Here is a 21,739-nt window from a genome sequence, read left to right as displayed (position 1 = left end):
AAAGCCGCTTGATGCATTTGCCGGGTCGATGCCACGTCACTACTGACGCAAGTTCGTGTTGCCGGTCTCGGTGAGCATGCATGCCGCGAGCAGGGAAATCGCGAGGCAGGCGATCATGTACCAGGCGGGCGCCATCACGTTCCCCGTCACCTTGATCAACCAGGCCGCCACGAGTTGAGCCGTGCCGCCAAACGACGCCACGGCCACGGCATAGGCGCTACCCAGATAGCCGGCCCGCGCATGCTTGGGGAAATTCTCGGGCATCAGCGCATAGGCAGGCGCGGAGCCCATGGTGTAGAAGAACATCATGATGATGACCATGCCGACGACAACCGGCAGTATCGGGAACTGGTTCATCAACCAGAATGCCGGATGGAGGAGAGCGATAAGCGCAAGGCGTCCATACACAATCAGCGGCTTGCGGCGCTGTAGCTTATCGGAGAGCGCGCCCCATATCGGACACAACGCCAACGAGCAGATTGCCGCGCCGATCGAGGTCAACATCGAGAGCTTATGCGGCAACTTGAGATATTGGGTTGAGTAGACCGGGATGTAGTAGGTCAGCACATAGGTGGCGACCGTGGTGCCCATGATGGTAAATACGACAAGAAACCATTTGCGCACCAGTGCCGGTTCAAAAACGGCGATCTTTTCTGCATGTGCCTGGTGCGGCTCGTCGACCACATGCCTGCGCAAATAGATACCGACTGGCATGATAAGCGTACCGATCAGGAACGGCACGCGCCATCCCCAATCCAGCAGTTGGCTGTCCGTGAGCGAATAGGTGAGCAGGGCGGCAGTGCCGGAGCCCAGCAGCGCGGCGGCACCCTGGCTGGCGAGCTGCCAGCTTGCACGAAAGCCGCGGGCGCTATCCGAGCCGGTCTCCAGCAATGTCGCCGTAGCCGCACCAAATTCGCCGCCTTGGGCAAAGCCTTGCAACAGCCGGGCAAGAATGACCAGCACAGGCGCGGCCAGTCCGATCGATGCATAGCTGGGCGCCAGTGCAATGACCGCCGAGCCGATTGCCATCAGGAAGATCGTCAACGTCAATGCCGCGCGACGCCCCCGCTTATCGGCATAGTGACCGAGCACGAAGCCACCGAGCGGGCGAGCCAGAAATCCGATCGCAAATGCGGAAAGCGCAAGTAGCGTGGAGACAATCGGATCGCTCGCCGGGAAAAACACTTTGGCGATTGTCAAAGTGAAGAAACTGTAGACCGTAAAGTCGTAAAACTCGAGCAGGTTGCCGACGGTGGCAGCAATGACGATTCGGGTCGAGGAGGTGGAACTGGACGTAGTTGGGGACGTGGCAGTCGATGAGGATGTGGCTGACATTCGTTGCGCTCCTGGTTCGGGTATTTCCGATGTGCCGGCCCGGCGTGACACCACGCAGGACGGTTCTCTTTTTTGTGTGATTGCCGATGCTTATAGACCGGGTTGACCCGGCGCGAGAAAGCGTTCGACGAGTCGCGTCCAGTAGGCCGCGCCTACGGTCAGGTTCTGGTCGTTGAAATCATAGGAAGCGTTGTGCAGCATGGGTGCGCCTTCGCCGTTTCCCAGCCGCAGGAAGCATCCGGGCTTGTGTTGCAAATAGAACGCGAAGTCTTCGCTGCCGGCTATCCGTTCGAATGGATCGATGACGCATGCATCGCCCACCAGCTCTCGCGCCACTTGCGCCGCCAGTTCAGTCTCGGCCGCGCTGTTGATGACCGTCGGGTAACCGGCTACATAGTTGATCTCGACTTCTGCGCCATGACCTTCCGCAATGGATTGCGCCAGTGCACGGATGCGTGTCTCAAGTTGCTGACGCACCTCGGGGTCGAACGATCGCACGCTCAGACGCAAGTGTGCTTTTTCGGGGATCGCATTAGCGGCGTGCCCCGCGTTGAACGCCCCCACGGTCACCACGGCCGTCTGCATGGGATCTACATTGCGCGCTACGATCGACTGGAGCGCGACGACCAGCATGGCACCAATCATCACGGGATCGATCGCGAGGTGGGGGCGTGCCGCATGGCCACTGCGTCCGCGTATGACGATGTCCACAATGTCGGAGGCCGACATGAACTGGCCGCTTCGGAACATGAAGGTGCCTGCGGGGTAACCCGGATGATTGTGCAATCCGAAAATCGCATCGCATGGAAACCGCTCGAACAGGCCGTCGGCAATCATCCGGCTTGCGCCGCTGTTTGAACCGCCGATCTCCTCGGCGGGTTGAAACACCAGATGAACGGTGCCGTCGAACCGGCGGGTGCGCGCAAGATGACGGGCAGCGCCCAGGACCATTGTTGTGTGACCGTCGTGACCGCACGCGTGCATCTGCCCTGGCCTGACACTGGCGTAGGGCAGCCCGGTTTGCTCGGCGATTTTCAGCGCGTCCATATCCGCCCGGACAGCGACCCCGCGGCTCGACGATCCGGCTTTCAGCGACGCCACCATACCGGTTCCCGCCAGGCCGCGTGTCACGTCGTAACCCCAGCGCTCAAGCGTTTCTGCGACGAAATCCGAGGTCTGAAACTCTTCGTAAGCCAGTTCGGGTTGCTGGTGCAAATGATGACGGATGTCTTTCAGTTCCTCTGCGAGGTCTCTCGTTTCGTCGAGGGTGCACCAGGTACGGGTTGATCGCATAGTCGCCGCGTAAAGATGAGTGGATTTGATCAAGCCAGTATCCCAACCCGAAAATTCACGATCAATGACGTTATTAGGCAGATAATGTTGACTCCGATGTCAACATATTTTCATATGAAGAATGGTTCAGATGAGCCTCGCGAGAACGGCCCCAACGCGCTGAGCACCCGAAGTTTGCGGTATCTGCATGAGATTGAGATTCACGGCGGCGTGCGTGCGGCAGCGGACGCGCTGGGCATCAACGCGTCCGTTATCAGCCGCCAGGTGTCGCAGCTTGAGCGCGAGCATGGCGTCACGATGCTTGAGCGGCGTGGCCGGCGCGTGGCGCTGACCGAGGTCGGCCTCGGCCTTGTTGAGCATTACCGTGAGAGTTGCCGGCGCGACGCCCAGATGCTCGCCCAACTGGAGGACTATCGCGGACTGCGACGTGGGCGGCTGGGCGTTGGCGTTGGAGAGGGGCGCATGGAGACGCTGATTGCGACCGTGCTTGAACCGTTCAGCGTTCAATTCCCCGACATCATGATAGAACTGCGCAGCGGCACGACGGCGGAAATCGTCACCATGGTGCGCAACGGCGACGCAGACCTGGGGCTCTGCACGGGCGGCGGCAACGACCCGGCGATACGGACCCGCACGTTCCGTGCGGCGCCGTGTTGCGCGCTGGTGAGTCCGCATCATCCGCTCGCGGCCAAACGGACGATCCACTTCAGGCAGTTACAGGACGAACGCCTGATTTTCATGCCTGCCCACTACAAGGTTCAACAATACGTCGACTCGATCCTCCGTGCCGATCGACTCAATCTGACGCCGTCCTATCGGTGCGATCGTCTCTCGGCCGCGCTGGCGATCGCAGCGGCTGGGCTAGGGGTGGCTTTCATGTCGACGGATGCGGCCAGGCTTTATCTGGAAGCGGGAAAACTTGTGGCACTGGAAATCGACCATCCCATTGCGCGTGAATTCAATAGCCAGGTGATAAGACGCGTAGGCGGGCGCCTGTCACCCGCGGCCGAAGCGCTTTGGAAGCAGCTTATTCAGGCAATGAAAGGCCGCTAGGTTTCCGCGTCGCTTGACGGGCTGTCATGCAAATAGCGTTCAACGAATCGGTTAGCGTGGCGGCCTGTTTTGTCCTCACACCATGCTGAAGACCGCTACGGCCGCATTGAGTTTGAGCGCCTGATCCTGCAATGATTGTGCTGCTGCGGCTGCCTCTTCGACGAGAGCGGCGTTCTGCTGCGTGACTTCGTCCATCTGCGTGACTGCCTGTCCAACCTGATCGATACCCTTACTCTGCTCGTCCGATGCTGCTGCGATTTCGCTCATGATATCCGTCACACGAGACACGGCTGTAGTGATCTCCTGCATTGTGCGCCCGGCTTCGCCGACAAGCCCGGTGCCTGCTGCCACGCGGACAACCGACGTGCCTATCAATTCCTTGATTTCCTTGGCGGCGCTGGACGAGCGCTGAGCGAGCGCGCGAACTTCCTGCGCAACGACCGCGAAACCGCGCCCCTGTTCACCTGCGCGTGCCGCTTCAACCGCGGCGTTGAGCGCGAGAATGTTGGTCTGGAAAGCGATGCCCTCGATTATTCCAATGATGTCGGCGATCCGCGCGGAGCTCTCGCTGATCTCGCTCATTGTTCCAACCACGCGCTCCACGACCTCGTTACCGCGGGCTGCAATGTCAGACGCGTTGCCAGCCAGGGCAGTCGCATGACGTGCATTGTCGGCATTGTGCCGGACGGTACCTGTTAGCTGCTCCATGCTGGCGGCCGTTTCTTCGAGAGAGGCTGCCTGCTGTTCTGTGCGAGAGGAGAGGTCAATGCTTCCTGCCGCGATCTGCTTCGTGGCGGACCCGATAGCCTCACTGCTTGAGCGCACTCCACCCACGATATCAACCAGACGATCGTTCATATGCTTAAGGGCGGTCAGCAACTCGCTTGTTTCATCGCGTCCGGTCACGGAGATTGTCGATGTCAGGTCGCCGGATGCTACGGTTTCCGCAATCTTTACCGCTTCAGAAAGCGGGTTTGTAATCGAGCGTATCAGCATCCAGCAAGTCAGCACAGCGGCACAGAGTGTGAGTTCTGTCACAAGCCCGTTCACCACCATGAACCGTTTGACCATGTGATGCGCCTCGGTGTATTCGTGCCGAGCCTCTTCGATCTGCGGATTGGCCCCTTTGAGTTGATCAGGACAAACCACGCGATCGTTGTAAATGGTCTCGATCGAGGCATCGGCCTGCCGCAGGCGAATGGTGCCCATGACAGAGGTCAGCAACACGAGCGCAAGCAGAACAGCAACAAGTGTGATCAATCGGGTCTTGATGCGGAATTTGTTCACGGCAATTTACGTGCGGAAATGACATAAAAATGCCGCCTCGCGCGCGGCGGGGCGGCCACGGAAGCCGGCTTCCTGATCAGCCTCGCGACGGCAATGCTGCGCACCGCGCGGGGCGCCGGCTTTAGAAGGAGTGACGAATGCCGAGCATGCCGGCAGCGGTGTTCATGCCGACTGCGGTAGGTTGACCGTAGACAAGCTCCTGGTTCATCGCGCCACGGTTCGACACGTAGCCGAACTCGGCATAAAGCATGGTGCTCTTGGACAGGTTGTAGTCGGCGCCCAGCACATACGCGGTCGACTGGTTTTGGGAGTGCTTTTCGTCCTTCACGTAGTAGACGCCCGACGTGATATCGAACGCCGGTGAGAAGCGATACCCGATGCCACCCGTCCACATGTTGAAGTCCCCCGATACGGCGAAAAGTTTGGGGGTGCCGTTCTCGTTTGCCGGGTTGCGTCCGTTGCTGAAGGACCCGGAGACGGACAGGTTGCGCCACGTGTACTTCGCGCCGAAGTAGACGAAGCGGTTGTTGTTCAGGCCGGTTGCAGGAGCCGCGGTAGTGGGCGCCGCATAGGTATAGGGACTGGCGTCGTGTCCATTGTAGTAGACAGCTGCGGCAGTCAGACCGTAGTTCGAATACTTGAGCACTGCCGACTCACGCGTGCCGCCCTGGATCTGGCCGGCCACGCCGCCCGGTGCGTATTCCAGCGCGGCTGATATGCCATAGAACGATGGCGAATTGTAGACCAGCGCATTGCTGTCATACAGTGCGCCGATCTGGCCATTCGTGCTGTTGCCAGGCCACCCGCCCACCGTGTTCATGGTGAGCCACGCGGTCAGAACGCTACCGAAGAACTGCGCGTTGCGCACGTCTGTTTCCGCAAACGCGTAAGCCATCGGAGCGAGTTGCCGACCCGCGTCAATCCGGCCGAAGGCCCCCGATATGCCGACTTCTGCAATCTGGTTGAACAGCGCAGGGGTACCCGCGGTATCGCTTAGCTGGAACTTGCCGGTGCCACTGTCAAACGACCCCTGGAGCCGGAAGTTGACCGTGTAGCCGCCGCCGATGTCCTCCGTACCCTTCAAGCCGTAGACGCTGGAGTAGATGCCGCCGTCCTTGAGCCGGAACACGGATCCGGTGTTCGGGTTAAGTTTGCTGTTCGGGAGGAAGGGGGCGGCTCCTGATGCGGAGGTATCCTGCCAGAGCAGGCCCGAGTCGACTGTGCCGTACAGCGTAACGGATGATTGGGCCTGTGCGGCACCAGCAAATGCCAAAAATGCTACCAGCCCGGTGGTTCTCAAGGTCATGCGGTCTCCTGTGCAACGTTGTTCTAACGAGAGGCATCACGGCCTGGTGTCATGGAGGCCACGTTGCATCTGGGTCGAGAGCATACGTACTCGAGCCGCAGCCGCGTCCCCCTCACGGAAGGGGGGCGGGTTTTCAGGAATACCGCTATGGCGCAAATGCCTGGCGATGCGTTATAGCTAGATCCGCAGCCGGTTCGAAGACCATGAAGCCGTGCCGACGAGCCCGTGCCATCCGATCGGGTGTTGTACCTGCGTGACAACCTGGTTGCCAGGAACCTTCGCGCTATCCGCGTTCGCCGTTCAGGCGTGGTGTGGGCTACTCAGGCGGCTTCTTGCAGCAGGCCCATAAGCTGAGCCCGGCAAACAATCTGTTTGCGCGACGTTGCGTCGAGCTTGATGAAGAGGTTCTTCAGATGCCACTTCACCTTCTCCTGGCCAATCCCCATGGCGAGTGCGATTTCTTTATTGGTGAGGTGGCGGGTAACCAGTTCCAGCACGTGACGCTCCTTCGGTGTCAAGGCCGTGCTGGGGGTCGCGCGCAGGCTATCACGACGCTCGGGCGCCGGTGTTGTGGTCACGGTCGACAATGGCGGTTCAGGAGACGAAGCAAGGCGCACTGCGCCGTCGGCTGCGTCTATCCAGAGAGCGATGGCGGGATGCAGGTCGATAGGCACCAGCTTCATCCCGCACGCCGCTCCGAGGCACACGGCCTCACGCAGCAGCGCGGTAGCCGATTCCCCGGCGCGATCCAGAACAAAGGCGCGCAACGTCATGATATCGACGCGCGCCGCACCAAGGCTGATCTCTTCGGCGCCCCGTTGCGCGCGACTGAGCGCGTGCCCGGCCGTACGCCAGTCCTGAGCGGCGATAGCCGCGTAAGCGTGGCTAATCTCCTGATGCAAGACCAGGGTGCGATGTGTAACGGGCGCATCGGATACCGCGTGCCTCGCGACGATTCGGTCGAGTTGCCGGACAAGTGTCTGGCATGTGGCGGAACGGAAGCGGCCACTGTGCAAGCGGATCTGCTCCGTCAAGCTTGCCACGCGCAGCCTCGGCATCTCGCGCATGGCGCCGATGGCATCCAGCGTGCCAAGCAGGTCGACGGCGCGGTGCTCCATACCCGCCGCGACCGCGATGCGCGCCGCTGTGCGGTATGCGAGGATCACGGCGTCGGGCGTGCCCCGGCGTTCGAGCACGTCGAGGCGGTTTGCGAGCATGGACGTCGCTTCCGCGAAGTCGCCTCGTTTGAATCGGGTCGTGGCGAGAAGTGCGGCGATGATGCAGGAAAACGGGTGCCGCCGGCCCAGCTCCGTGTCGGCACGTTCGAGCGCCGGGCGCAGTGTGCGTTCCGCTAGCAGCATTTGCCCTTCGAACAGATACCCGAGGCCGGTCATGTAGTCACGCCATTGACTCACGTATCGACAGGCGGCACTGGTTTTTCCATGCAGAGCGCGCCGCTGCAATCCACGGGCCGCCGCGTAATCGCCGTTCATGAGCGCCCGAGCGGCAAGCCGGTTTGCGTGTACCTGTTGCAGCCACGCGTCGCCTACCGGAGACGTGTCGCCCCATTTGTCCATCAGGAATCCTGCGCGATCGGGATCGTCGGCGAAATACGCGGCGGCGCTTAGAATCAGATCGATTTCATAGCGTGTCGCCTCGTCTGGCTGCGTGCTCGCCAGTATGGCTCGAGCTTGTGCCTCGGCGTCCTGGTGCCGGTCGCTCATGGCGAGTGCCCATGCGATGGCGAGGCGCAATTGCGGATGCCGTTCCAGCACCGCTTCAGGCAGCCATTCGTGCCACCCGGCCACGTCAACAAGGCGGCCCTGGGTCACGGCTTCATGCAGGCTTCGTTGCGCGAGCCGATAGGCAGTCTCCTCCTCGCCACACGCCAATGCGTGCCGCGCTGCCGCCTCGGTCATGCCATTGTCGGCCAGCCAGTGCATGGCACACAAATGCAAGCGAGTCAGCCCGTCGTGAGGTAGATCGGCGAGGCGTTCGCGCAGCACCTCGCGCGCCATGGCGTGCAGCCGGTACCAACCGCTGCGACCCTGCGCGTTGCAAAGAAGCGGGGTCTCGGCCGCCAGGCGCTGTAACCGTTGCCTTGCATCGGGAAATCCTGAGAGCGCAGTGCAAAGGTCCCCGTGCAGCAGGTCGACGATCGAGACGAGCGTGAGGAAATGGGTGTCGTCGCTGTCGAGCCTCTCAAAAAGCGCATTCACGAACCGTTTCGGGACGTCGCCGGTGCTGCTCTCGAAAGCGTGGATGCCCGCGACCGGATCGTGCGAATCGACGATCGTGTCGAGCGCGAGTTGCAGGCCGAGCGGCCAGCCCTCCGTAAGGTCGTGCAATCTTGCGCTCGTGTCGGCATCGACATCGGTGCCAAACCGATTGCCGAGCAGCGAGAGGGTTTCGTCGAGGCGAAAGCGAAGCGTGGCGGCGTCGACCGCCGTGCACAGGCCATAGGGGATCAGGCGCGCGATAAGCCTGTCGTATCCGCCGCGCGAGGCAAGTACGACGCGCAGATTGGCGGGCAGGTGCTCGAACAGGTAAACCAGCGCTTCGTGGCTCGCCTGCGCAAGCGCTTCTACTTCGTCGAGTATCAGAACGATATCGAATGCCGTGCGCGCGACCTCGGCCAGCCAGGCCGTGATCGCGTCGAGCGGCGCATCGGGCGCCGCGCCGCCTTCGAGCAGGTGTTTGCCGAATGCTGCCCGCCCGGAGCCCGCGCGCACGGCAAGCGTCAGGTCCACGAACAGACGCCTCGGACCGTCGCGTGCGTCGAGCGAGAGCCACGCGACTACGCAGCCCCGCATCAAATGCTCGTGGCGCCATTGCACCAGGAGCGAGGTTTTGCCGAAGCCTGGCGGTGCCTGTACGATCGCCACTGGCCGGTCACGAAAGCGCTCGCTGCCCGAGCTCAGGCGCGTGCGGGCAAGCATGTGCCGCGAGGTTCGCGGTGGACTGATCTTGAGGGTGAGTTCCATCGTGAAGATCGCCTTGATGCTTCGCATTCGCGAGGGGCAGATTATCCCAGGGGGATCGCACTGTCAAAGATAGAGCGGGGTGCCGGGAAAGTGTTTGCGGCTGGCAGTACTCATTGGGGTAAGGGACAGCGGTACGGGACTGCCTGTTCTCGCGAATTCGATCTCAGGCAGTCAACCGGTTCTTTGCGACTATTGAAGATTTTCGAAAATAGCCGCGATACCCTGACCGCCACCGATGCACATGGTCACCAGCGCGAAGCGGCCGTTAATACGCTTCAGTTCGTGGATAGCCTTGACGGTGATCAACGCGCCCGTTGCGCCGATCGGATGACCCAGGGAAATGCCGGACCCGTTGGGATTTACCTTGTCGGCGTCGAGCTTGAGCTCCTGGGCGACGGCGCAGGCTTGCGCGGCGAACGCTTCGTTCGCCTCGATCACGTCGATGTCCTGAATATCCAGGCCCGCGCGTTCAAGCGCGATGCGCGTGGCCGGCACGGGACCGATGCCCATGTAGAGCGGATCCACGCCGGCATGAGCGTAGGACACGAGGCGGGCCAGCGGCTTGAGCCCGCGTTGTTCGGCAGCACCGCGCTCCATCATCAGGACGGCGGCGGCAGCGTCATTGATACCGGATGCGTTGGCTGCCGTCACGGTGCCACCGGTCTTCTGGAAAGCGGGTCGCATACCGGAAAGGTCGTCGAGGGAGACGTCCGGACGCACGTGTTCGTCCGTGTCGAACGACACGTCTTTCCCCTTGACTCGACGCACCACAGGAACGATCTGCTCCTTGAAGCGCCCTTCGGCGATCGCGCGCGCTGCCCGACGGTGCGATTCCACCGCCAATGCATCCTGCTGCTCGCGCGTGATGCCATATTTCTGGGCGACATTTTCTGCGGTGATCCCCATCGGAACCGTATGGAAGGGGTCGTTCAGCGCGCCCAGCATCATGTCGATCAGACGTGCATCACCCATTCGTACGCCAAAGCGTGTGTCGGGTGTCACGTAAGGCGCGCGGCTCATGTTTTCCGCGCCGCCGCCAATGGCGACGTCGGCGTCACCGAGCAGAATGGTTTGCGCGGCGGAGATGATGGCCTGCAATCCGGAACCGCACAGGCGGTTCACGGTTAGTGCCGGCGCTGCCTCGGAGACACCGCCGTTAATGGCGGCCACACGCGCCATGTACATGTCTTTGGGTTCGGTCGCAATGACATTGCCGAAAACAACGTGTCCCACCTGGTCGCCGGCAAGCTGGGCCCGCGCCAATACCTCGCGCACTACCAGTGCTGCAAGCTCCGTTGGCGGTACGTCTTTCAGGCTTCCACCGAACTTGCCAATGGCGGTGCGCACACCACTCACAATAACGACTTCTCTTTGCACGTTGCACTCCTTGATTTAGATGGCGCATGCAGGCATCGTTTTCGATGCCGCCGCTTATCGAATCACATGTTTGAATAGTTCGGCCCACCACCGCCCTCGGGCGTGACCCACACGATGTTCTGCGTCGGATCCTTGATATCGCAGGTCTTGCAGTGCACGCAGTTCTGCGCGTTGATCACCAGCCGCTCGCTGCCGTCGTCGTTCTTCACGAACTCGTACACCGCAGCCGGGCAATAGCGTGACTCCGGACCGGCGTACGTCTGCCAGTTCACGCTCACCGGCACCGACGGATCTTTCAGTGTCAGATGAGCCGGCTGATTCTCTTCATGGTTGGTGTTCGAGATGAACACGGAGGAGAGCCGGTCAAACGTCAGCTTGCCATCCGGCTTCGGATAGACAATCTGTTTGCTCTGCGAAGCGGGTTTCAGCATCTCGTGATCGGAATGCTGGTGATGCAGCGTCCAGGGCACGTTGCCGCCCAGCAGCTTCTGCTCAATGCCCACCATCAGCGTGCCGAGGTACAGACCCTTGCTCATCCACTGCTTGAAATTGCGCGCACGATGCAGTTCGGTGTGCAGCCACGAGGTCTTGAATGACTCCGGATAGGCCGTGAGTTCATCGCTGGTGCGTCCCGCCTGCACCGCGTCGAATGCCACTTCGGCCGCCAGCATCCCGGTCTTGATCGCCGCGTGCGAACCCTTGATCCGAGATGCGTTCAGGAAGCCCGCATCGTCGCCCACCAGCGCGCCACCCGGGAACACCAGCTTCGGCAGCGACATCAGGCCGCCCGCGGTAATCGCCCGCGCGCCGTACGACACCCGCTTGCCGCCTTCGAGCACCGCGCGGATCGCCGGATGCGTCTTGTAGCGCTGGAATTCCTCGAAGGGCGACAGGTACGGGTTCGTGTAGCCGAGGCCTACCACGAAGCCCACCACCACCTGGTTGTTGTCCATGTGATAGAGGAACGAACCGCCGTAGGTGTCGTTTTCCAGCGGCCAGCCGGCGGTGTGCATCACCAGACCCGGCTTGTGCTTCGACGGATCGATTTCCCACAGTTCCTTGATGCCGATGCCGTACACCTGCGGATCGACGCCGTCGCGCAGCTTGAATCTGTCGTTTAGTTGACGGCCGAGGTGCCCACGCGCGCCTTCGCAGAAGAGCGTGTACTTCGCGTGCAACTCCATGCCGAGCTGGAAGTTTTCGGTCGGCTCGCCGTCCTTGCCGATACCCAGATTGCCGGTGGCGACGCCTTTAACCGAGCCATCGTCGTTGTACAGAATCTCGGCAGCCGGAAAGCCCGGGAAGATTTCGACGCCCAGGGCTTCCGCCTGCTGACCCAGCCAGCGCGTGACATTCGCGAGGCTGATCACATAGTTGCCGTGGTTCTTGAAGTTGTCCGGCAACGCCCAGGTCGGCACGCTCTTCGAGCCGGTTTCGGTGAGGAAGAGGAACCTGTCTTCGGTCACGTCGACCGTCAGCGGCGCGCCTTTTTCCTTCCAGTCGGGGATCAGTTCGGTGATCGCGCGCGGATCCATCACCGCGCCCGACAGGATATGCGCCCCGATCTCCGAGCCTTTTTCCAGTACGCACACGCTTGTTTCAGCGCCTTGTTCAGCCGCCAGCTGCTTCAGGCGGATCGCTGCGGCGAGGCCTGCCGGGCCGCCGCCGACGATCACGACGTCGTATTCCATCGACTCGCGTGGACCGTATTGCTCAATGAGACTTGCGTCTGTCACGATGCGATGCCTCTTCCTAGAACTGATCTTCGCTCAGCGCCAACATGCCTTCGTTGTTCTTCGCGCTGACAATGGAGGCCTCAAGCGCGACGGCCTGGGGCAGGATGTGATCGGCAAAGAAGTGAGCCGTTGCGATCTTCGAGTCGTAGAACGATTTGTCTTCAGTGTGTTTCTTAGCAGCCACCAGCAGGGCGCGTGCAAATTGCCAGCCTGCCAGTACGATGCCGGCCAGCTTCAGGTAAGGCACGCCACCGGCAAATACCGCATTCGGATCGCTTTTGGCATTGGCGAGCATGAATGCCACTACGTTCGCGAGAGCGTCGCGGCCTGTCGTGAGCCGCTTATGCAGCGACTGGAACGCAGGACTTGCGGAGAACGAAGCACAGTCTTGCAGTTCTGCCAGCGTTCGATCGATCTGGGCGAGGATGGTCTTCGCCACCGCACCGCCGTCGCGCAAGGTTTTGCGCCCGATCAGATCGTTCGCCTGAATGGCCGTGGTGCCTTCGTAGATCGTCAGGATGCGGGCGTCGCGATAGTACTGGGCTGCGCCTGTCTCCTCGATAAAGCCCATACCGCCGTGAACCTGCACGCCCAGGCTGGCCACTTCGATCGAGTTTTCCGTGCTCCAGCCTTTCACAACCGGCACGAGAAATTCGTAGATCGCCTGATGTTCCGCGCGCACGGCTTCGTCCGCGTGGCGATGCGCGATGTCGCTATGCGCGGCTGCGACGTAGGCGAGCGCACGCGCACCCTCGGTTAGCGCGCGCATGGTCGACAGCATGCGGCGCACGTCCGGGTGCTGGATGATCGTGACCGATTGCTTCGCCGAGCCATCCACCGGGCGGCTTTGCACGCGATCCTTTGCGTAGGCTACGGCCTGCTGATACGCGCGTTCAGCAACGGCGATACCCTGCACACCCACGCCAAAGCGGGCCGCGTTCATCATGATGAACATGTATTCGAGGCCGCGATTCTCTTCGCCGATCAGATGACCGATTGCGCCACCATGGTCGCCGAATTGCAGCACCGCGGTCGGGCTCGCCTTGATGCCGAGCTTGTGTTCGATCGAGACGCAGTGTACGTCGTTGCGCTCGCCCAACGAGCCATCTTCGTTGACGAGAAACTTCGGTACGGCAAAGAGGGAGATGCCCTTGACGCCCTCGGGCGCATCGGGTGTACGAGCCAGCACGAGATGGACGATGTTGTCCGCCATGTCGTGCTCGCCCCACGTGATAAAGATCTTGGTGCCGAACAGCTTGAAGGAGCCGTCGCCTTGCGGCTCGGCGCGTGTGCGTACCAGCGCGAGATCGGAGCCGGCTTGCGGTTCGGTCAGGTTCATCGTGCCGGTCCACTCGCCGGAGATCAGCTTTGGCACATAGGCCTGCTTCTGTGCTTCAGTGCCGGCTGTCAGGAGCGCCTCGATCGCGCCGTCGGTCAACAGCGGGCACAGGGCAAGCGAGAGGTTTGCTGCATTCAGCATCTCGATGCACGGTGTCGCCAGCAGTTTAGGCAAGCCCTGGCCACCGTATTCGACGGGATGCACGACGCCTTGCCAGCCGCCTTCGGCAAACTGGCGGAAGGCGTCCTTGAAGCCCGGCGTGGCGTACACCTCGCCGTCGCGCCAGGTGCTCGGATTTTTATCGCCTTCGAAATTCAACGGTGCGATCACGTCCGCATTGAACTTCGCCGCTTCGTCGAGCACCGCCTGCGCGGTGTCGGCCGTAGCGTCTTCGAAACCGGCGAGCGCCGACACGCGATCGAGGTGGGCAAGTTCATTGATGACAAACAGCATGTCCTTGACGGGCGCCGTATAGCTCATGATGGATTCCAGAAAGGCGATCTAAGAAAGGGGACGCGGGCAGGGCAGACTTGGTGGCCCGGCGCGATAACAGTTGAGCCGATCGTAGTCCCGATCGGACGAGAATCGGCTACCTAAATCGGCCCATCTATTGACAAAATCGGCCACGACTGACGAAGCGGAGGGGCGCCGCCCCGCGTTTACCCGATCGCGCGGGTCAGCGGATCCGGTTGCCGTTCGATGGCCCGGCGAAGCGAGCAGGCGCGCTCAGGGGTGGCGGCGATACTCGCCAGGCGTGCTGCCGGTCCAGTGCCGGAAGGCCCGATGAAACGCAGTGGGGTCGTCAAAGCCGACATCGCCCGCGATCGCGGCGATCGGGTCGCTAGTGCCGGTGAGACGCTGGATCGCGATGTCACGCCGCAATTCGTCCTTCAGCGTCTGAAATGCGGTTTCCTCGCCGGCGAGGCGGCGGCACAAGGTGCGGACCGAGCAGTGAAGACTTCGCGCGGCGTCTTCAACGGTCGGCACGTCCGGCAAACAGGATGCGAGGTACTGCCGGATGCGATGGCTGATGAGCTGCTCGCTAAAGGAAACAAAGATCCAGTCCTCGGGCGCCCGGGCGAGAAACTTGCGTAAATTCGTCTTGCGCTGGCGAATGGGCATGTCGAAATACACGGCGCTGAAGCGCATCTGCGTTTGCTGGCAGTCGAAATGAACCGGGCCGGGAAACAGGTACAGATGATCCACCGTGTGCGGTGGGCAGGAAAACGCGAATTCGACCTGCAGCAAGGGGATCTTCTGACCGATCAGCCACGATGCCACGCCGTGAGCGAGCTTGAGCATGAGCTGCTGCCCAAGCATGCTGACCGTTGACGATGGATCAGGATGAAGGGCAACGCACGCGATCAAACCGTCCCGGCGCGATTCGAACCTGAAGTCATCGAGAACGATGTGAAAGAACTGCCCGAACCGATGCATGGCAATTTCAAGGTTGGGCGCATCGAGCAGGCTCAGGCAAAGGAATTTCAGGGTGCCGCTGCGCAACGGGCGGGCGAAGATGCCCGGCATTTCATCGTCGAATTCAATCGCGAGGGCGCGGTATAAGGTGGAAAACTGTTCCTCTGTGACTCGCGCGCCCGGTTCGGCGAGGAGCGCAGGGGAGATGCTGGCCTCGTTCAGGTATTTGCCGACCACGCCCGGCCGTGCGCCCGCAGCGGCAAGGAAACCGTTGACGAGTGAGATCGGGACGGTGGCGCTGGGCGAATGCATGGGCGTTGACGAGGCTCGTTGATGTCGGTTGCGCGTGTCATTGTAAGGCACCGTCCAGACCCGGTAACAAGCCCTCGTGCGCCTACAGATCGAAGTCAGCGAGGGATGGGAGGAGGGTCGAGGGAGTATGCCAGTCCATCCAGTCGAAGTGTCCGGAACCTTCGGCCCAGGCCCAGTTTGCTTTTGGCGCGCGGGTGGCCGGCGTTTCTGTTTGCCGCGCGTTTTCTTTGGGATTGTCTTTTGCAACGGAGTGGAGGCTGGTCGCACTTGAGCTTGCCGTGACTTCGTCCCGTTCAGGATCAGATGCAAGTGATTTGAAATCCATAATAATCAGCAAAAAAAGTGAATTTGATCGACGGCGCATTGGCGCCAGTGTCGCGAGGCGAGGTATGCAAGTAACATCGCCCCGTGCCATGGGGAGGGAGGCATCGCGAAAGTCCACGGAATGGTTTCAATTCCGCGGACCCAATGCGTATTCCCCGCAAGGCGATTACTGGTCGAAGGTCTTCTGAATCACGATCTGATTCTTGACCGACGTCACACCAGGCACTGCTTTAGCCACTGCGCCCGCTGCGTCGATCTGAGACGCTGCCGGCACGGTTCCATAAAGGGTGACCGCGCCGCTTTTCGCTCGCACGCTGATGTTTGCGGCGTTGATGCTCTTCTCTTTGACAATAGCCGTGCGAACCTGCCTGGCCAGTTCGCGATTCGCGCGTTTAGCGGCTTTGGCATCGTCTCCCGCCGATGCCGCTTTTGCGGATCCGGTTGAAGCCGCGCTTGCCCCGCCAGGCTGAGCCCACGCGCTGATAGACATCAGGGCGATCATTCCGCTCGCCGCCAGTTTGATTACATCTGCTTTTTTCATCGTTGTGTCTCCAGTTTGTTATCGATAGCACAGCCCATCATTTTTTCGGCGTGGCCCAATCCGCAGCCGTTGCGTCGAATGCCGTTGCGATTTCGTTCCAGTCCTCGTCGCGCAAATAGCGCCGTGCAGCCGGCAATACCACGCCTTCTTCCCGCCCCAGATGCTCCCACGTAAATTGCGCATAAACGTCGAGAGCCTGTTCGAGTCGCCCAATTGGAACGCCCGGTTCCGCATCACGTTCGACGAGTTCGGCCAGTGCATACAGCAGTTGCTCGTCGCGCTGATGCTGGCATTCGAGTTCATCAAGTTCAGCGTCCGCAACGGACGTGCATTCGCGCAGCCGCTGAAAAAACCGGACATCTTCTTTAAGCCGATGCCGGCGCACCTGAAGATCGCGCAGGCGTTCGAGCGCCTCACGCATGAATATCGGCTCGGGCTGCTGGCCGGCCGCTCGGGCGATGCGGACGCAGTCCAGCAGCGCGTGGACGGTGTCGGCGATGGTGCGGTGCTGGTCGAGAAGTACGCCGATTGCGCGCGAGGTCGCCGGTCGACGATCGGCTGCACCGATCAGGACAGCCACGTTACCCGCATCAGAACCATCGGACGGCGCAACGACGACGTCGTCCGCCTCGGCCAGCCACTGGCCCGGCGCGATGCAAATCAGATCGCACTCAAATTTGACTGCCGCCGCGACGATACTGTCGAACGGCGTTTCGCCGCTGGCGGCGACGGACGAATACGGTACGCCCTGCGCGCGCGCCGCTGCCTCGGCCCGCGCCAGCAGTTCCAATGCGCGCTCCCTGGCGTCGCATGCGCTCTGGGCGGCATCGGCCATACCCGGTTCGCGCGAGTCTTCGTGCTGCAGCGTGGAAGCTTGTTGATACAGGATGGGCAGAAAGGTGATGCGGGCACCCATCGACTGGGCAAACGCGATGGCGTGACCGGTTGCTTCGATGCATGAATCAATGTCGCCCACAGGGACGAGAAAGTGTCGATACATGGTATCCCTTGTGCTGCATTCGACGTGCGCAGGTCCTTCCGACCGGCTTGAAACTCACCAGCTGGCCGCGCCCTGGAGGTCTGTTCGAACGCATCTTAGTCCGCGGTCGATTCGCTTACCCCTCCCACGAAGGGAGGGGGCGTCGGGTGTTCGGGTGGTACGCTTCAACCTTCCCCTAATTCGCTCCCTGCGGCAGCCCGTTATGGCCGGCAGGAGTCTCGACAGGCCTCGCAAGATGGCATCAACCCCTCCAGGCGCCGGTAGCGTAGCCACCGGGCTTGTCCTGAAGACCATCGCGCCGCGCGCGCCGGCCCATTTGCTGGTTCGCGACCGGCTGGCCGCGCACGCGCTGCACTTCGGCGAGCAATCGGTCGCCCTCGTGCAGGCGCCGGCGGGATACGGCAAGACCTCTTTGCTGGCTCAATGGCGCCGGGAATACCTCGCGCGCGGTGCCGCGGTCGCCTTCCTTTCGGTGGATGAGCGCGATGACCCGCAGCGGCTCCTCCAGGGACTCGTCCATGCCATGCGGGCAGGTTGCGCCCGTCCCGCTTTCGGACGCGTGCTGCTCGACGGCGCCATGGGATCGGTCGGCGAACTGGATGGCGTGACCGCCTGGCTCGCGGAAGTCGCACAGTTTTCTCTGGATGTTCTGTTGATCGTCGACGAGGCCGACCGTCTACCCGAGCCCGGCCTCGCCGCGCTGATTTATGTCTTGCACAATGCGCCGCAGAATCTTCGCGTGGCCGTCGCGGCGCGCCGCAGCGTGGATGCGGCCGTGGCCGATCTGCTTGCCTACGGGCAATGCATTCTGGTCGATCCCGAGATGCTGCGCTTTCGTCTTGAAGAGACGATTGGACTGATCGCCAACCGGTTCGGATCGCGTTTCGACGCCGACGCGTGCGCGAGGCTGTTCGAACTGACGGACGGCTGGCCGCTCGGGCTGCAGCTTGCGATGGCGGCCATGGCGCGCGCCCCGGATCCCCGCAAGGTCGTGGAGACCATGGCGGCCAATCAGGGCGGACTGCGTGAACACCTCGTCGGGACGTTGATCGCGGAGCTTTCGCCGGAAGATACCGATTTCCTGACCCACACCAGTCTGCTGGATTCGCTGCACCCGGAACTCTGCCAGGCATTGACCGGCGACCCGCAGGCGCCGGAGCGGCTGGCGCGGCTCGTTCGCGAAACGCCCGTGTTCGTTACCGCGGAGGACGGCGCCTGGTGCTGGCTTCATACGCTCGTACGCGACGTGCTGCATGGCCGCCTCGCGAATGTGCCCGCCGCTGAACGGGACGCGCTGCATGGCCGTGCTGCCGCCTGGCTGAACGGGCAGGGCATGATTGAACAGGCAGCCCGGCATGCTCACGCCGCAGGTCAGCACCAGACCGCCTACGAGCTGGCGGAGCGTTGCCTGCTTGACGCCGTCAAGGAGGGACGCCTGAGCGCGGTTCTCGAATGGCTCGATCTGCTACCGGCGGATGAAGTCGAGCGGCGTCCGCGTTTGTTGCTGGCAGCGGCCTGGGCATTGGCGCTTGGCGAACGGCACAAGGAAGCGGAACTGCAGGTGCAGCGCGTTCTTGCCAGTCCGAATGCCGAAGCGCAACTGCGCTACGAATGCGCGCTCATCCTCTCCGCCGCCGCCTATTACGCCGATGAGATCGACCGGTTCGTGGACCTGTTCACGCCCTGGGTGTCGTTCGTTCCCGCCGGCGATACCTGGCTCGCCCAGGTTCACGCGAACCGCCTCGCCGCACGCGCGATTCTCCTCGGACAGCCCGCGCAGGCGCGCCGGTTCCAGTCGGCGGTCGAGCGGGCCGAAGTCGGCAAAGGGATCGGCTACGTGGTGCGCTGGGGCGATCACTTTGTCGGCATCAGCTACGTATGGGAAGGACAATTCGTGCTTGCCGAGGAGGTGCTCCGTCCGGCACTGGCGAGCGCGGAAGCGGACCTTGGCCGCCGTCATCCGCTCTCGTGCATGTTTGCCGCGGCATGCGCCGCGCTCAGCTACGAAGCCGATCGTGTCGACGAGGCCGCCGCGTTGCTGGCCAACCGGCTGGACATTCTGGAGCGGGGCGGCACGCCGGACACCGTGTTGCTCGCCTACCGCACGGCGGCGCGCATCGCCGCGGTCAAAGGCAGCGAACACCGGGCCCTCGATCTCCTCGAGGCCATGCACGCCATGGGGGTGAGCCGGCGCCTGCCGCGCCTGTGTATCGCGAGCCTGGCTGAACAGGTGCGTATTCATGCCGGCCGGTATCGCACGCAAATGTGCGACGCCCTGGTGCGGCGTATCGACAACATGGTGGCCGAGGAGGAGCCGGGCAAGGGGCCGCTGTGGAGACAGTCGGTCGGGTTGCTGGTCGGCCTGGCGCATGCCGGTGCTGCCATTGCATCGCGACGCTGGCAGCAGGCTCTCGACGACCTCGCGACGGCAGGCGTTGCCGCCGAGGCGATGAAGCTCGGTCGATACCAGATCGAAATCATGGCGATGCGCGCATTCGCGCTGGAGCAGTCCGGCGCGAACGGGCTGGCGCTGCTTCGCGAGGCGATGAACCTCGCGCAAACGTTCCGTTTGACTCGCACTCTGGCCGACGCCCATCCTGCTCTCGCGGACTGGGCGCGGAGAGTCAGCGACGAGCAGCCTGATTCCGGCGAAGCCACCCGCGCGATTGCGGCGGCTCGCATCGCCGTGCCGCCGTTGGGCCGTCAGGCCACGGTGCCGCGGGCGGTGCCGAGCGTTGTGCTCACGCCCAAAGAGCGCGAGATCCTGGAGCTACTGGCGAGAAATATGTCGAACAAGGAGATCGCGGTTGCGGCCGCGGTGGGAGAGGGCACGGTGAAGTGGCACCTCAAGAATCTCTTTGGCAAGCTCGACGCCGGTTCACGCAAGCATGCTGTTCGACGAGCGTTGGTGCTGGGTTTGCTCGAAGGCGCATGAGTTGGCGCGCGCTGTGCCGTTCACTTTGATCTTCCGCCCCTCCCGCTTTGGGAGGGGTCTGAACGCGCTGCTTTACGTATTCTTACCTGCACGACGCGCCACTATGCCGCGAATTCCTGGCCGCAGTCGAAACAAAACTATCAGGAGACAAAATGCAGGTGAAACTGATTGGAGCGGCAGCGCTCATTGCATTCGCGAGCGCCGCTCATGCGCAATCCTCGGTGACGCTTTACGGTATCGTCGATTCGGGTTTCTTGTACCAGAGCAGCTCGGCCGCGTCGTTTAATCCGAAGGCGCCGAATACGGGAAAGGTGTACCGGCTGAAGGACGGCGGCATCTATTCGAGCCTGTGGGGCATCAAGGGGAGCGAAGACATTGGCGGTGGCTACCATGTCAATTTCAAGCTCCAGGGTTCGTTCGACAGTAGCACCGGCAAATCCGGCCTGAGCGATACACCCGGCGCTGCGGCTCAGTTCAATCAGTTTGCGACGATCGGCGTATCGGGACCGTTCGGCACGTTCAATGCGGGCCGGCAAATTGTCCCGATGATCTATGCCATGGCCGAGACGGATGTACGGTCCTCCCAATACTTCGGCAGTATTCTGACCGCGTGGCTGGGCATGAACCAGGCTGCCGGTTGGCCGGGCACCAGCACCAACGCCCCAATCGGCGCACTGTATGACAGCAACGCGCTGGTGTACCAGTCGCCATCGTTCGGCGGCGCTTCGGTCGGACTGGAATACGCGCCCGGTGACGTAGCGGGCCAGTTTCAGGGGGGCACGCGCGAGTCGGCGGTACTCAAGTACTCGAACTACGGTCTGAGCCTCTCCGCTGTGTATTACAACGGGCACGATACGAATCCGGCTCCCGGCGCGCCATTGACCGGACTCGACAATAACCGGTTCGTTTATCTCGGCGCGCTTTATACGACCCATGGCTTCTCGGTGTCGGCGTCTTACAGCAACGGCAAGAATCCCGCGCATTCCAATCAGGTCAATATCGATCTCTATTCCGCGGGATTGGGTTATCGCTTCTCCCCGGCGTTGCAGGTGACCTCGGGACTTTACTACCTGAAAGACAAGAACAATTCGGCCAATCGTTCGACCGAAATTGCACTCGGGGCCGAATACAAGCTCTCCGTCAGAACCATGGCTTACGCACAGGTCGGACACGTCAATAACAGGGGAACAATGAATCAGACGATCGTCTACGGTCAGCCGGTGGCACCCGGCGTGACAACAACGGCGGCCATGATCGGCCTGCGTCATAGCTTCTGAGCGGAGCATGCCGGCTGTGCTTTGTGCGGGACAGCCGCGCGTCAATCCGGGCCAGATTCAGTATGCCCGATGAATGGCGGCGGCCCTGAATGCGTAAATATACGAGCTTGAGGCTCGGGCGAGAGCATGGTATGAAGAAACCATCGAAATGAAGTAAGGTCAGCCGCTGTTCTCGCCTGACTTTACAGAAATGGACCCGCTTCGCTAGTCATAGCGCGCGGGTC

Annotated in this window: 14 protein-coding genes; 3 read left to right on the top strand and 11 right to left on the bottom strand. The window is 61.9% G+C overall.

The window, feature by feature from the left end:
* Positions 1 to 39: 39 nt before the first annotated feature.
* Both B0G76_RS29770 and B0G76_RS29765 read right to left on the bottom strand, forming a co-directional pair.
* Entirely contained in the window at positions 40 to 1,335 is a 1,296-nt protein-coding gene (locus B0G76_RS29770; protein ID WP_120295645.1) for an MFS transporter, read from the bottom strand.
* A 90-nt stretch (positions 1,336 to 1,425) separates the two neighbouring features.
* The gene (locus B0G76_RS29765; RefSeq protein WP_120295644.1) at positions 1,426 to 2,628 is read right to left on the bottom strand and encodes a M20 aminoacylase family protein; all 1,203 of its coding nucleotides are present in this window, start codon (positions 2,626 to 2,628) and stop codon (positions 1,426 to 1,428) included.
* Between the two features lie 114 nt (positions 2,629 to 2,742).
* On the opposite strand from B0G76_RS29765, the gene B0G76_RS29760 reads away from it, so the two are divergent.
* Positions 2,743 to 3,681, top strand: coding sequence for a LysR family transcriptional regulator (locus tag B0G76_RS29760; protein WP_120295643.1), 939 nt, complete (start codon positions 2,743 to 2,745; stop codon positions 3,679 to 3,681).
* Positions 3,682 to 3,756: 75 nt separating this feature from the next.
* Here the strand turns inward: B0G76_RS29760 and B0G76_RS29755 are convergent, their stop codons facing one another.
* The 9 genes from B0G76_RS29755 to B0G76_RS29715 all read right to left on the bottom strand — a co-directional run bounded on the left by B0G76_RS29755 (position 3,757) and on the right by B0G76_RS29715 (position 17,303).
* Positions 3,757 to 4,968, bottom strand: a complete 1,212-nt coding sequence (locus tag B0G76_RS29755; RefSeq protein WP_120295642.1) for a methyl-accepting chemotaxis protein — start codon at positions 4,966 to 4,968, stop codon at positions 3,757 to 3,759.
* 121 nt (positions 4,969 to 5,089) lie between these two features.
* Complete coding sequence (locus tag B0G76_RS29750) at positions 5,090 to 6,274, bottom strand: porin (RefSeq protein WP_120295641.1); 1,185 nt, start codon at positions 6,272 to 6,274, stop codon at positions 5,090 to 5,092.
* Positions 6,275 to 6,594: 320 nt separating this feature from the next.
* Positions 6,595 to 9,258 carry a LuxR C-terminal-related transcriptional regulator gene (locus B0G76_RS29745; protein WP_259460763.1) on the bottom strand — a complete coding sequence of 888 codons (2,664 nt, stop codon included), beginning with the start codon at positions 9,256 to 9,258 and terminating at the stop codon, positions 6,595 to 6,597.
* Between the two features lie 189 nt (positions 9,259 to 9,447).
* Positions 9,448 to 10,635, bottom strand: coding sequence for a beta-ketothiolase BktB (gene bktB / locus B0G76_RS29740; RefSeq protein WP_120295640.1), 1,188 nt, complete (start codon positions 10,633 to 10,635; stop codon positions 9,448 to 9,450).
* 62 nt (positions 10,636 to 10,697) lie between these two features.
* Positions 10,698 to 12,371, bottom strand: a complete 1,674-nt coding sequence (locus B0G76_RS29735) for an electron transfer flavoprotein-ubiquinone oxidoreductase (RefSeq protein ID WP_120295639.1) — start codon at positions 12,369 to 12,371, stop codon at positions 10,698 to 10,700.
* 16 nt (positions 12,372 to 12,387) lie between these two features.
* Positions 12,388 to 14,190: an acyl-CoA dehydrogenase gene (locus B0G76_RS29730; protein WP_120295638.1), complete on the bottom strand. Its 1,803-nt coding sequence runs from the start codon at positions 14,188 to 14,190 to the stop codon at positions 12,388 to 12,390.
* Between the two features lie 246 nt (positions 14,191 to 14,436).
* Complete coding sequence (locus tag B0G76_RS29725; RefSeq protein ID WP_120295637.1) at positions 14,437 to 15,438, bottom strand: AraC family transcriptional regulator; 1,002 nt, start codon at positions 15,436 to 15,438, stop codon at positions 14,437 to 14,439.
* A gap of 490 nt (positions 15,439 to 15,928) precedes the next feature.
* A complete protein-coding gene (locus tag B0G76_RS29720; RefSeq protein ID WP_120295636.1) occupies positions 15,929 to 16,303 on the bottom strand; it encodes a BON domain-containing protein in 375 nt (124 codons plus the stop codon).
* A 37-nt stretch (positions 16,304 to 16,340) separates the two neighbouring features.
* Positions 16,341 to 17,303 carry a hemerythrin domain-containing protein gene (locus B0G76_RS29715; RefSeq protein ID WP_120295635.1) on the bottom strand — a complete coding sequence of 321 codons (963 nt, stop codon included), beginning with the start codon at positions 17,301 to 17,303 and terminating at the stop codon, positions 16,341 to 16,343.
* 235 nt (positions 17,304 to 17,538) lie between these two features.
* Here B0G76_RS29715 and B0G76_RS29710 point away from each other — a divergent pair, with 235 nt between their 5' ends.
* On the top strand, positions 17,539 to 20,238 hold the full coding sequence (locus B0G76_RS29710) for a LuxR C-terminal-related transcriptional regulator (protein ID WP_120295634.1): 2,700 nt from the start codon (positions 17,539 to 17,541) through the stop codon (positions 20,236 to 20,238).
* Between the two features lie 152 nt (positions 20,239 to 20,390).
* Complete coding sequence (locus tag B0G76_RS29705; protein ID WP_120295633.1) at positions 20,391 to 21,515, top strand: porin; 1,125 nt, start codon at positions 20,391 to 20,393, stop codon at positions 21,513 to 21,515.
* Positions 21,516 to 21,739 lie beyond the last annotated feature (224 nt).

Source organism: Paraburkholderia sp. BL23I1N1 (assembly GCF_003610295.1).
Classification (GTDB): domain Bacteria; phylum Pseudomonadota; class Gammaproteobacteria; order Burkholderiales; family Burkholderiaceae; genus Paraburkholderia.
This window is presented reverse-complemented; position numbering and strand designations above follow the sequence as displayed.